Source organism: Serratia sp. CoH_134_PS_4 (genome assembly GCF_058190535.1).
This window is the reverse complement of record NZ_JBXWKI010000003.1, coordinates 122,092-134,490: the sequence shown is the minus strand read 5'-3', so window position 1 is coordinate 134,490 and position 12,399 is coordinate 122,092. Positions and strand designations below refer to the sequence as shown.

Here is a 12,399-nt window from a genome sequence, read left to right as displayed (position 1 = left end):
CGCCAATATCTATATATAGTGCATTAAGAAATATCAGCATCTATATATAGTAGTTATCCACAAAACCATCCACACGTCGCCTCAGCCCTTGTGCGCTGCGGCATTGCCCTGTGGATAAGCCGAAATCATACCGATACCCAATAGCTTTCAGGCTCAAGGGCATCAGTGCTCCCTCGGGGAACAAGGAGTAACAACGTGAAACCAGTAGTGATTAAACGGGACGGTTGCCAGGTACCTTTTGACGAAGCACGCATTGGCCAAGCTGTCGAGCGGGCCGCGCTGGCCGCCGGAATTGTCGATGCCGACTACTGCGCTACTGTCGCCCGTGTGGTCGCTCAACGGATGTCACAGCAGCAGCGCGTTGATATCCATGAAATACAGCAGGCGGTTGAAAATCAGCTGATGGCCGGCGAATACAAACAGCTGGCACGCGCCTATATCGAGTATCGTCACGATCGTGACGTGGCGCGCGAGCTGCGCGGGCGACTCAATCAAGAGATCCGCGGCCTGGTGGAACAAAGCAACATGGCATTGCTGAACGAAAATGCCAATAAAGACAGCAAGGTGATCCCCACCCAGCGCGATCTCCTGGCCGGGATCGTTGCCAAGCACTACGCCAAGCAGCATATCCTGCCGCGTGACGTGGTGCTGGCCCACGAACGTGGTGAGATTCACTACCACGATCTCGATTACTCGCCCTTCTTCCCTATGTTCAACTGTATGTTGATAGATTTGAAAGGCATGCTGACCAACGGCTTCAAGATGGGTAACGCCGAGATCGAGCCGCCGAAGTCGATCTCCACCGCGACCGCCGTCACCGCGCAGATCATCGCACAGGTCGCCAGCCATATTTATGGTGGCACCACCATTAACCGCATCGACGAAATCCTGGCCCCCTTCGTCAGCGAAAGCTTCAACAAGCATCGGCAGGTCGCCGAAGAGTGGCAGATCCCGGACGCGCAAGGCTACGCCATGGCACGCACCGAGAAAGAGTGTTACGACGCCTTCCAGTCACTGGAGTACGAGGTCAATACCTTGCACACCGCCAACGGGCAGACGCCGTTCGTCACCTTCGGATTCGGCCTGGGCACGTGCTGGGAATCGCGGTTGATCCAACAGTCGATCCTGAAAAACCGTATCGCCGGGCTGGGTAAGAACCGCAAGACGGCAGTATTCCCGAAACTGGTGTTCGCGATCCGCGACGGCCTGAACCACCAGTATGGCGATCCAAACTACGACATCAAACAGTTGGCGCTGGAGTGCGCCAGCAAGCGCATGTACCCAGACATCCTCAATTACGATCAGGTGGTGAAAGTCACAGGTTCGTTCAAAACGCCGATGGGTTGCCGTAGCTTCCTCGGCACCTATGAAGAGGATGGCGAATTGGTCCACGATGGCCGCAACAATATCGGTGTCATTAGCCTAAACCTCCCGCGCATTGCGCTGGAAGCCATGGGGGATGAAAGCCGCTTCTGGCATTTGCTGGATCAACGTTTGCTGCTGGCGAAAAAGGCACTGATGACGCGCATCGCACGGCTCGAGGGTATCAAAGCCCGGGTGGCCCCCATTTTGTATATGGAAGGTGCCTGCGGTGTGCGGTTGAAAGCAGACGACAATATCGCCGACATTTTCAAAAATGGCCGCGCGTCGATCTCGCTGGGTTATATCGGCTTGCATGAAACGATCAATGCGCTATTCGGCAGTGAACAGCACGTTTACGACGATGAAGCCCTGCGCGCCAAAGCGGTCGCCATCGTTGCGCGCCTGCGGGCCGCCACCGACGGCTGGAAAGAAGAGACCGGCTACGGTTTTAGCCTCTACAGCACACCAAGCGAAAACCTGTGCGATCGCTTCTGCCGACTCGACACCGCCGATTTTGGCGTGGTGCCGGGCGTAACCGACAAAGGCTATTACACCAACAGCTTCCACCTCGACGTGGAGAAAAAGGTCAATCCGTACGACAAACTGGATTTTGAAGCGCCTTACCCACCATTGGCCAATGGCGGGTTCATCTGTTACGGCGAATACCCGAACCTGCAACACAACCTGAAAGCGTTGGAAGACGTGTGGGATTACAGCTACAGCCGCGTACCTTATTACGGTACCAACACGCCGATCGATGAATGCTACGAGTGCGGCTTTACCGGCGAATTTTCCTGTACCAGCAAGGGCTTCACCTGTCCAAAATGCGGTAATCACGAGCCGTCCAAAGTGTCCGTTACGCGCCGGGTGTGCGGCTACCTCGGTAGCCCGGACGCTAGGCCGTTCAACGCCGGCAAACAAGAAGAAGTGAAGCGCCGGGTGAAACACCTGGGGAATGGGCAGATCGGCTAACGCCGGGCTGTTATGAGTCTGGGCTCAGCATGCTGAGCCCCTACCGTCAGAAAGCGAAATATGAATTACCACCAGTATTACCCCCTCGACGTGGTCAACGGCCCCGGCACCCGCTGCACGCTGTTTGTTGCCGGCTGCGTGCACCAGTGCCCCGGTTGCTATAACAAAAGCACCTGGCGGCTCAACTCCGGCCAGCCTTTTACTCAGGAAATGGAAGACCGGTTGATTGCCGATCTGAACGACGCGCGCATTCCGCGCCAGGGGCTGTCTCTGTCCGGCGGCGATCCGCTGCACCCGGCCAATGTAGCGGCGGTGCTGCAACTGGTAAAACGGGTACGCGCCGAATGCCCCGGCAAGGATATTTGGCTGTGGACCGGTTATCGACTGGCGGAGCTGGACGCACAGCAAATGCAGATAGTAGACAGGATTAACGTATTGATTGACGGCAAGTTCGTGCAGGATTTGAAAGACCCGGCGCTGATCTGGCGCGGCAGCAGCAACCAGGTGGTGCATAGGTTGCGATGACGCTACAAATCAGGGAATTTCTCTCGTTGATGAGCAACCGCTAAAACCTTAATCACATCGCCGACAACAACGTATAAAACTAATAATGAAGCTTGACTTATCAATAATTTACGCGACTGTCCGTACCAAATCTTACCGAGTTCAGGGTTAGCCAGCAGACGCTTCACTGCCTTATCTATCTCGGAATCAGCCTGCTCAGCAGCCTGTGGATTAAAGGGATAGAGAAAATCAAAAATACGTTCCCTGTCCCGTAACGCTTCATCATCCCATTCGACGCGCATAACAATCCCTATTTTTGGTCGTATTTCGCCCGGACTTTTGCCTTAAAGGCATCCATGCTTTCTTCAACCTGCTGCTGGCTAAGATAGACCGCACTTCCTTCATGTAAACGGGCAAAGGCGGCATCAACTTTTTCTCGCAGCCAATTCTCATGCTGTTCAACAGCCCGTTGCTCATCCGCCATTTGTTCAGTCAAACGTCGACACGCCTCACTCAGCGTGATCCCCTTGGCTTCTGCCGTTTTCTGCGCCAAACGTTTAGTCTCATCTTCAATGCGAAACTGGATACGACTTTCCATCTTGAGACTCCTACATTCGCTCAATAATTCACCTCTGACAAGCAGCCAATGTTAGCACACTTGTGACAACACAAAACGAATGAAAGACTATTTATTAAACAAATTACACCAACCCCATCCCCACCACGCCCGTGATGATCCCGCACAACACCACCAGCAATGCAGTCAGACACAGCGCTTTGGCAGAGAAGGCTTTGTTCAGCATCAGCAGCGAAGGCAAGCTGACCGCGGGCAGCGTCATCAATAACGCCAGCGCCGGGCCAGTGCCCATCCCCGCCAGCATCATGGCCTGCACAATCGGAATTTCCGCCGCCGTCGGGATCACGAACAGGCAACCGGCTATCGCCAACCCAATAATCCACAGTACGCTGTTATCTATCGCGCCATCGGCATGCGGGAACAGCCAAACACGCGCGGCCCCGAGCGCCAGCACGGCCAGAATGTAAATCGGAATGGTTGACCAAAACAGCGACCACAACGCCTTGAGCCAACGGCCGAGGAAAGGGTGATCCTCAGTTTTATCCAGCGGTATCAGAGGCTGTTGCAGCGCAGCGGGGTGTGGATCCTTAGCCGTAACACGCTGCACCAGCCAGGCAATGCCGAGCACCATAACGACGCCCGCCACCAGCCGGATCGCGGCAAACTGCCAGCCGAGCACAAACCCCATAAAAATCAGCGTCGCCGGATTTAACACCGGGTTACTGAGCCAGAATGCCATCGCCGCCCCGCTGGATACCGACTGGCGACGCAGCCCAGCGGCAACCGGTGCCGCACAACAGGTGCACATCATCCCCGGCAGAGCCATCGCCGCCCCCAGCAAGGTGCCGGAAAAACGCGGGTGTCCCAACGTGCGTATCAGCCAATCACGTGGGATCAGCACCTGTACCAGTGAGCCCAGCACCACGCCCAGTACCGCCGCCTTCCACACCGCGGTGAAGTAGACCAGCGCATAGTGCCATGCCGCCAGCCACAGGCTGCTCTCACCGTTAGCCAGTATCGATTTGCCGATCGAGTGAGTATCCGCCGCCAGGAAGGCCTTGCCGTAATAAGGCTGCCATTTGACGTAGTAGAGGCCCACGGCCATCACCAGCAGAAACAGGATCGGCTTCCACAATGGCCAAGGGCGGGGACGGTTTTCAGTTGCAGTCAGGGGATGCGGCATGGGGTTGGCTCGGTTCAATCATCAATAGCATCAGCTTAGCGCGACGCAGGCCCGTGCGCATCATCGGCCTGTCCTAAATAGTTCATCTGTTCGCCACCGACGCGTAACGCGATTGTCATCTGGCCCCGGCAAGATTATGCCAACTTCACCACGGGGTACACATCATGCAACGCCAACCATCTGCATACAGCGAGTGGGTATCCGGCACGACGAGGTTTTTATTATGATGGACTTATCTAGACATCCGACCAGTTTCCCTACCCGTTACCAGCAAATCGCGGCACAGCTTGAGCAAGAGTTACGCACCCAATACCGCTGCGGCGACTATTTGCCTTCCGAGCAGCAGTTGGCAGAGCGCTATCAGGTGAACCGCCATACCTTGCGTCGCGCCGTCGACCAATTGGTGGACCGCGGCTGGCTACAGCGCCGACACGGCATTGGCATTCTGGTGCTAATGCGCCCGTATGATTACCCGCTGCATGCCAATACCCGCTTTAGCCAGAACCTTTTCGAACAGGGAAGTCACCCCACCAGTGAGCGCTTACTCGCAGTATTACGCCCGTGTAATGGGCATATCGCCAGTGCGCTGTCACGTGAAGAAGGCGAAATGGTGATCCATCTGCGTACCCTGCGTCGGGTCAACGGCGTGCCGATGAGCGTGATCGACCATTATCTGCCTGATTTGGACTGGTGGCCGGCACTACAGCAGTTCCACAGCGGTTCGCTGCACGAATTTATCGAATCAAACATCCACCAGTCGCTGACCCGCAGCCAGACGCGCATCAGCGCACGCCGCGCTCAGGCTAAAGAGAGCCGGTTACTTGAAATTGCCACCCACGCACCTCTGTTGTGCGTACGCACCCTGAACGTCTGCACCGGCAGTGACAGCGTGGCGGAATACTCCGTCAGCCTGGCGCGCGCCGACATGATTGAACTGACGATGGAGCACTGAATGCAAACCTTACAGCCTAGACAACGCTGGATGTCAGTATTGGCGCACAGCCAACCCGCCCAGTTGCGCAGCCACTGGCAGGCGCTGAACCTGAACCCGCGCTTCCAAACCCTTCGCGCACCGGAGATTGGCCTGGCGCAGTTGCAGGGGCGCATGGGCGCGACCGGCCGCCGCTTTGTATTGGGTGATATGACCGTCACCCGTGCGGTGGTCCAGCTCGACAACGGCGGTTACGGTTATAGCTACATTGCCGGGCGTGACAAGGCTCACGCCGAACTTTGCGCACTGGCAGATGCCCTGCTGCAACAGCCGGAGCAGGCCGAGTTACTGCAACAGCAGCTGATTGAGCCGCTGGCTGCCCTTCAACATGAACAGCGCCAGCTACGTGCGCGGGCAGTGGCGTCCAGCCGGGTAGATTTCTTTACGCTGGTGCGGGGGGATTAATCCATGAGCCTACTGACAGGTTTTGCACAACCGATCGAACAATCACAGCACGCTTTTCGCTTGATTCTTAAAGCGTTAAGCGAGCCTGGGCATGTCGTTACGCTTCCGGGTAGCCCCGCCTGGGGCACCCTGAACGCCGCCAGTACCGCCGCGCTACTGACACTGGCAGATCAAGAGACACCACTGCAACTCTGCCCAGCGCTAGAAAGTGAGCAAGTACTAACAAACATTCGCTTCCACAGCGGTGCGCCATTGGCAACACAGGCAGATAACGTGAGTTTTGCCCTGTTTGATATGCAACTGCAAGCTACTGATTTACAAGCATTACCACACGGCAGTGAGATTTCCCCTGAATTCAGTACCACCGTGGTGGTGCAGATCGCGAGTTTAGAACAAGGCACCGCATTACGGCTGACCGGCCCCGGCATTGAACATCAACGGGTTATCTCACCGTCGTTACCCCCGGCACTGCTGGACTATCTCATCAACCGACCGCAACGCTTCCCGCTGGGGTTGGACTTTCTACTGACCTGCGGTGAACGTCTGCTGGCGTTACCGCGGACCACCCGCGTGGAGGTGTGCTGATGTACGTTGCCGTTAAAGGGGGCGAAAAAGCCATTGAGGCCGCCCATCAGTTACAAGAGCAATTGCGACGCGGTGACGACAGCGTGCCGGCGCTCGGCACTCAACAAATTGAACAACAGTTGGGATTGGCCGTGGATCGCGTGATGACCGAAGGCGGTATCTACGACCCGGAGCTGGCAGCGCTGGCGATCAAGCAGGCGAGCGGCGATCTGGTCGAGGCGATTTTCTTACTGCGCGCCTATCGCACCACCTTGCCACGGCTGGCGGTCAGCGAGCCTTTAGAGACCGTAAATATGCGGCTTGAACGCCGTATTTCTGCGGTTTACAAAGACTTGCCCGGTGGGCAGGTTCTCGGCCCCACCTACGACTACACGCACCGCCTGCTGGATTTTGCCCTGTTGGCGGAAGGCGAAACACCGCGTGCTCCCCATGCCGACGAACCCTTGCCAGAGAATTGCGCGCACGTGTTCAGTCTGCTTAGCCAGCAGCAATTAACGCAGGCGGAACAGGATGACGGCAGCACGCCAGATGACATCACCCGCAATCCGCCGGTTTACCCTTGTTCACGCTCGGCACGCCTGCAACAACTGGTGCGCGGCGACGAAGGTTTCTTGCTGGCCCTGAGCTACTCCACCCAGCGTGGCTACGGTCGCACCCACCCGTTCGCCGGTGAGATCCGCACCGGCTATGTGTCGGCGGAGATCGTACCTGAAGAGCTGGGTTTCGCCGTAGATATTGGCGAGATCCTGTTAACCGAGTGCGAAATGGTCAACGGTTTCATTGACCCGGTCGATCAGCCACCGCATTTCACCCGCGGCTACGGCCTGGTGTTTGGCCGCGCTGAACGCAAAGCGATGGCGATGGCGCTGGTGGATCGTGCTCTGCAAAGCCCCGAATACGACGAAGGTATCGCCAGCCCGGCGCAGGACGAAGAGTTCGTACTGGCCCATGCCGATAACGTCGAAGCCGCCGGTTTTGTTTCCCATCTCAAATTGCCGCACTACGTCGACTTCCAGGCCGAGCTGGAATTGCTCAAGCGTCTGCGCCAGGAATTCAGCGAGCGTCAGGAGGCCCGCAATGAGTGAAGTATTAACCGGTTATAACCTTGGCTATCTGGACGAGCAGACCAAACGCATGATCCGCCGCGCGATTTTGAAGGCGGTGGCGATCCCCGGTTATCAGGTCCCGTTCGGCGGCCGTGAAATGCCGATGCCCTACGGCTGGGGGACTGGCGGCATTCAGTTGACCGCCAGCGTGATTGGCCGTGCCGACGTACTGAAAGTGATTGACCAAGGGGCCGACGACACCACGAACGCGGTTTCCATCCGCCGCTTCTTCCAACGCGTTGCCGGGGTTGCCACCACCGAACGCACGCCGGAAGCCACGCTGATCCAGACCCGGCACCGTATCCCGGAAACCGCCTTGCGCGAGGACCAGATCCTGATTTATCAGGTTCCGATCCCGGAACCTCTGCGCTTTATCGAACCGCGTGAAACCGAAACCCGCAAGATGCACGCACTGGAAGAGTATGGCGTGATGCAGGTGAAGTTATATGAGGACATCGCGCGCTACGGCCATATTGCGACCACCTACGCCTACCCGGTGAAGGTCAATGACCGCTACGTGATGGACCCGTCGCCGATCCCGAAATTCGATAATCCGAAGATGCACATGATGCCTGCACTACAGCTGTTTGGCGCTGGGCGTGAGAAACGTATCTACGCCCTGCCACCGTTTACCAAGGTAGAAAGCCTGGACTTCGACGATCACCCCTTCAGCGTGCAGCAGTGGGACGAACCTTGCGCGCTGTGCGGCTCACGCCACAGCTATCTGGATGAAGTGGTTCTCGACGACCAGGGCAACCGCATGTTCGTCTGCTCCGACACCGATTACTGCCAGCAGCAACTGGCGCAACCTTCGCAAAAGGTGCAGCACTGATGACTTCTACCCCGTTGAGCACCACGCCGCTGCTGTCAGTGGCTAACCTGACCCACCTGTACGCACCCGGCAAAGGTTTTAGCGATGTGTCTTTCGATATTTATCCCGGTGAAGTGCTGGGTATTGTCGGCGAATCCGGTTCTGGCAAAACCACCCTATTGAAATCCATCTCTGCACGGTTGGCACCGCAGAATGGGCAGATCCTCTATCGTCCTCAAGCCGGGCAACAGCATGATCTGTATGCGATGGCGGAAAGCGATCGCCGCCGCCTGCTGCGCACCGACTGGGGCGTGGTGCATCAGCACCCGCTTGACGGGTTACGGCCCAAGGTGTCTGCCGGCGGCAACATCGGTGAACGTCTGATGGCTATCGGCCAGCGCCACTACGGCGATATCCGCCGCCAGGCCAGCCAGTGGCTGGAGGATGTTGAGATCCCTGTGTCGCGCCTTGACGATCTGCCGACCACCTTCTCCGGCGGTATGCAGCAGCGGTTGCAAATCGCCCGCAATCTGGTGACCCACCCGAAACTGGTATTCATGGACGAACCGACCGGCGGGTTGGACGTGTCGGTACAGGCGCGGCTGCTCGATCTGCTGCGCACCCTGGTGGTGGAGATGCAGTTGGCGGCGGTGATCGTGACTCACGATCTTGGCGTAGCGCGCCTGCTGGCACACCGGTTGCTGGTGATGAAACAAGGCGAGGTGGTGGAAAGCGGGCTGACCGACCGGGTGCTGGACGACCCGCACCATCCCTATACCCAACTGCTGGTTTCTTCGGTGCTGTCGTAACGCAAGGTGATAACAGATGACTATTCAAATCCGGGTTGAACACCTCAGTAAAACCTTTGTGCTCCACCAGCAACATGGCACACAACTGCCGGTGCTACAGGATGCCAATATGACCGTCAGCAGCGGCGAATGTGTCGTTCTACATGGCCATTCCGGCAGTGGAAAATCGACCCTGCTGCGTTCGCTGTACGCGAATTACCTGCCCGACAGCGGCCATATTTGGGTCAATCACCAGGGCGAATGGTTGGACATGGTGCAGGCCGAAGCACGCCAGATTCTGGCCGTACGCCGCCACACTCTGGGCTGGGTCAGCCAGTTTCTGCGGGTGATCCCGCGCATTAGCGCACTGGACGTGGTAATGCAGCCGCTGTTGGAACAAGGCGTTAACCGCAACGAGTGCCGCGAACGCGCCGAGACGCTGCTCAATCAACTCAACGTGCCGCAACGTCTGTGGCAGTTGGCGCCATCCACTTTCTCTGGCGGTGAACAACAGCGGGTCAACATCGCGCGCGGCTTTATCGTCGACTACCCGATCCTGCTACTGGATGAGCCGACGGCCTCACTCGACAGCCGCAACAGCGCGGCGGTCGTCGGCCTCATCGAACAGGCAAAACAGCGCGGTGCCGCAATTGTCGGCATTTTCCATGATGAAGGCGTCCGTCAGCAGGTCGCCGACCGGTTATATGACATGCAGGCGCCACAGGCGCTGGAGATCCTCTGATGATCATCAATAACGTTAAGCTGGTGCTGGAAGATCAGATCGTCGAAGGATCGCTGGAGATCAGCGACGGCATTATTCGCAGCTTTACCGATACGCCCAGCCAGTTGCCGCAAGCACTGAACGGCGAAGGTGGCTGGTTACTGCCAGGGCTGATTGAGCTGCACACCGACAATTTGGACAAGTTTTTCACCCCGCGCCCGAATGTCGACTGGCCGGCACATTCGGCGATGAGCAGCCACGATGCGCTGATGGTCGCCAACGGCATCACCACGGTGCTGGACGCGGTGGCAATCGGCGACGTGCGTGACGGCGGGCACCGTCTGGAAAACCTGCAAAAAATGATCGATGCCGTGATCCACAGCCAGCGTGCGGGGGTCAACCGCGCCGAACACCGGCTACACCTGCGCTGTGAACTGCCGAACGAAAGCACCCTGCCGCTGTTCGAACAGCTGATGGACAAGCCTGGCGTGTCGCTGGTGTCGTTGATGGACCATTCGCCGGGCCAGCGTCAGTTCGCCTCGCGTGAAAAGTACCGCGAGTATTACCAAGGTAAGTATCACCTCAATGACCAGCAAATGAGCGAGTATGAAGAGCAGCAGGTCAACCTCTCTGCCCGCTGGGCAACGCCGAACCGCGAGGCGATCGCTGCCCATTGCCGAGCGCGCAAAATTTCGCTCGCCAGCCATGATGACGCCACCGCGGCACACGTCAGCGAGTCCTGCGGGCTGGGTAGCGTAATTGCTGAATTCCCGACCACCGAGGACGCCGCTCTCGCTTCGCATCAGCAAGGGCTGCAGGTGCTGATGGGCGCCCCCAACATCGTGCGTGGCGGTTCGCATTCCGGCAATGTCGCAGCGCACCATCTGGCGGCGCTGGGGGTGCTGGATATCCTGTCCTCCGATTATTACCCGGCCAGTCTGCTGGATGCGGCATTCCGCATCGCCGCCGATGAACGCAACGGCTACAACTTGCCGCAGGCGGTGCAAATGATCACCCGCAACCCTGCCAGAGCATTGGATTTACACGATCGCGGGACGATCGCCGAAGGCTTACGCGCGGACCTGGTATTGGCGCGATCACACGGTGAGCACATCTACGTGCAAAACGTGTGGCGCCAGGGCAAGCAGGTGTTCTGATGGCGTACCTTATCTATTTGATGGGGCCTTCCGGCTCAGGTAAAGACAGCCTGCTGGCTGCACTGCGTGCCGATGCTGACAGCGCGCCGCTGGTTGCACACCGCTATATCACAAGGCCGGCAGACGCTGGCTGCGAAAACCATATTGCGCTCAGCGAACGCGAATTTCTGCGCCGCCGAGCCAAGGGGCTTTTTGCCCTCGACTGGCAAGCGCACCAACACCATTACGCCTTTGGGATCGAGGTCGATCTCTGGTTGCTTCAGGGGATCGATGTCGTGGTCAACGGTTCGCGCGCCCACCTGCCGCAAGCGCAGCAGCGCTATGGTGCACAACTGCTGCCGGTCTGCCTGCAGGTCAGCACCGACATTCTGCGCCAGCGTCTACACAACCGCGGGCGCGAAAGTGCCGACCAGATCGAGCAGCGGCTGGTTCGGGCGGCGGAGTATCAACAGCATCTGCCCCCCCATTGCCGTTTGTTGGATAACGACGGCAACCTCGATGCCACTCTGGCGGCACTGTTCGCGCTGCTGCCTTCATCCACAAAATACCCTCAGGACGCCATACCATGAGCGACTTTGCACAACCGAGAATCGGCGACAACGTGACCCTTACCCGCAGTCGGCTCGGTCTGTATGTCCATCTGGCTGACGACGCCATTCTGGAGGAAGTAGAAATGGGCGACTATTCCTACACTGCCGGACATAACCAGATTTTTTACGCCACCATCGGCAAATTTGTGTCCATCGCCTCTTACGCACGCATCAATCCTGGCAACCACCCTACCTACCAGCGCATTGCCCAACATCATTTCACCTACCGCGCTTCAGAGTACGATCTGGGTGAGGATGACGAGGCATTCTTCGATTGGCGGCGTGAGCACCACGTGACCATAGGCCACGACGTGTGGATCGGCCATAACGCCATCGTGATGCCCGGCGTCAGCATCGGTAACGGTGCGGTCATCGGCAGCGCAGCGGTAGTCACCAAAGATGTCGGGCCTTATGAGATTGTCGCTGGCGTGGCAGCCAAAAAGATTGGCATGCGTTTCGACGATGCCTTGATAGAGCGTATTGAACGCAGCCAGTGGTGGCATTGGGATCATCAGACGCTGCAACAGCGGCTGGCGGATTTCCGTGATATCCATGCCTTTGCGGAGAAATATCTCTAAGGCCTTATCAATATTACCCAATGAATTTCGCGTTGCGGCCAGGCGGCAAAGGCGAAGGGAATAGGAGTG

General features: G+C 57.7%; 15 protein-coding genes. 12 read left to right on the top strand and 3 right to left on the bottom strand.

Annotated elements, in window-relative coordinates; translation table 11 throughout:
• The first annotated feature begins 195 nt into the window (after positions 1-195).
• Entirely contained in the window at positions 196-2,334 is a 2,139-nt protein-coding gene (gene nrdD / locus AC2FCQ_RS07640) for an anaerobic ribonucleoside-triphosphate reductase (protein ID WP_490307973.1), read from the top strand.
• 60 nt (positions 2,335-2,394) lie between these two features.
• Positions 2,395-2,859 (top strand): anaerobic ribonucleoside-triphosphate reductase-activating protein, encoded by a 465-nt coding sequence (gene nrdG / locus AC2FCQ_RS07635; protein ID WP_490307972.1) that lies wholly within the window; start codon positions 2,395-2,397, stop codon positions 2,857-2,859.
• A 2-nt stretch (positions 2,860-2,861) separates the two neighbouring features.
• On the opposite strand, the gene AC2FCQ_RS07630 is transcribed toward nrdG, so the two are convergent.
• The 3 genes from AC2FCQ_RS07630 to AC2FCQ_RS07620 form a co-directional block, all read right to left on the bottom strand.
• Complete coding sequence (locus AC2FCQ_RS07630; RefSeq protein WP_265556226.1) at positions 2,862-3,140, bottom strand: type II toxin-antitoxin system RelE/ParE family toxin; 279 nt, start codon at positions 3,138-3,140, stop codon at positions 2,862-2,864.
• Between the two features lie 8 nt (positions 3,141-3,148).
• A complete protein-coding gene (locus tag AC2FCQ_RS07625; protein WP_261092233.1) occupies positions 3,149-3,436 on the bottom strand; it encodes a type II toxin-antitoxin system RelB/DinJ family antitoxin in 288 nt (95 codons plus the stop codon).
• Between the two features lie 103 nt (positions 3,437-3,539).
• Positions 3,540-4,598 (bottom strand): permease, encoded by a 1,059-nt coding sequence (locus AC2FCQ_RS07620; RefSeq protein WP_490307971.1) that lies wholly within the window; start codon positions 4,596-4,598, stop codon positions 3,540-3,542.
• A gap of 226 nt (positions 4,599-4,824) precedes the next feature.
• Between AC2FCQ_RS07620 and phnF the strand changes: the two genes are divergently transcribed.
• Genes phnF through AC2FCQ_RS07570 form a run of 10 tightly spaced genes read left to right on the top strand, consistent with a single transcriptional unit; the run spans position 4,825 to position 12,330 of the window.
• Positions 4,825-5,550, top strand: coding sequence for a phosphonate metabolism transcriptional regulator PhnF (phnF, locus tag AC2FCQ_RS07615; RefSeq protein ID WP_265556262.1), 726 nt, complete (start codon positions 4,825-4,827; stop codon positions 5,548-5,550).
• Positions 5,551-5,994 carry a phosphonate C-P lyase system protein PhnG gene (gene phnG / locus AC2FCQ_RS07610; RefSeq protein WP_404760317.1) on the top strand — a complete coding sequence of 148 codons (444 nt, stop codon included), beginning with the start codon at positions 5,551-5,553 and terminating at the stop codon, positions 5,992-5,994.
• Between the two features lie 3 nt (positions 5,995-5,997).
• Positions 5,998-6,579, top strand: coding sequence for a phosphonate C-P lyase system protein PhnH (gene phnH / locus AC2FCQ_RS07605; protein ID WP_209634408.1), 582 nt, complete (start codon positions 5,998-6,000; stop codon positions 6,577-6,579).
• Complete coding sequence (locus AC2FCQ_RS07600; protein ID WP_490307970.1) at positions 6,579-7,664, top strand: carbon-phosphorus lyase complex subunit; 1,086 nt, start codon at positions 6,579-6,581, stop codon at positions 7,662-7,664. Before phnH ends, AC2FCQ_RS07600 begins: the two co-directional genes overlap by 1 nt.
• Positions 7,657-8,517: an alpha-D-ribose 1-methylphosphonate 5-phosphate C-P-lyase PhnJ gene (locus AC2FCQ_RS07595; RefSeq protein WP_037426030.1), complete on the top strand. Its 861-nt coding sequence runs from the start codon at positions 7,657-7,659 to the stop codon at positions 8,515-8,517. The genes AC2FCQ_RS07600 and AC2FCQ_RS07595 overlap by 8 nt, the downstream gene beginning before the upstream one ends.
• Positions 8,517-9,305 (top strand): phosphonate C-P lyase system protein PhnK, encoded by a 789-nt coding sequence (gene phnK, locus AC2FCQ_RS07590; protein ID WP_209634404.1) that lies wholly within the window; start codon positions 8,517-8,519, stop codon positions 9,303-9,305. The genes AC2FCQ_RS07595 and phnK overlap by 1 nt, the downstream gene beginning before the upstream one ends.
• A 16-nt stretch (positions 9,306-9,321) precedes the next feature.
• Complete coding sequence (gene phnL / locus AC2FCQ_RS07585; protein ID WP_209634402.1) at positions 9,322-10,026, top strand: phosphonate C-P lyase system protein PhnL; 705 nt, start codon at positions 9,322-9,324, stop codon at positions 10,024-10,026.
• Entirely contained in the window at positions 10,026-11,162 is a 1,137-nt protein-coding gene (gene phnM, locus AC2FCQ_RS07580) for an alpha-D-ribose 1-methylphosphonate 5-triphosphate diphosphatase (protein ID WP_490307969.1), read from the top strand. Before phnL ends, phnM begins: the two co-directional genes overlap by 1 nt.
• The gene (phnN, locus tag AC2FCQ_RS07575; RefSeq protein WP_265556228.1) at positions 11,162-11,731 is read left to right on the top strand and encodes a ribose 1,5-bisphosphokinase; all 570 of its coding nucleotides are present in this window, start codon (positions 11,162-11,164) and stop codon (positions 11,729-11,731) included. Before phnM ends, phnN begins: the two co-directional genes overlap by 1 nt.
• Positions 11,728-12,330 carry a DapH/DapD/GlmU-related protein gene (locus AC2FCQ_RS07570; RefSeq protein WP_209634397.1) on the top strand — a complete coding sequence of 201 codons (603 nt, stop codon included), beginning with the start codon at positions 11,728-11,730 and terminating at the stop codon, positions 12,328-12,330. Before phnN ends, AC2FCQ_RS07570 begins: the two co-directional genes overlap by 4 nt.
• The last annotated feature ends 69 nt before the right edge of the window (positions 12,331-12,399 follow it).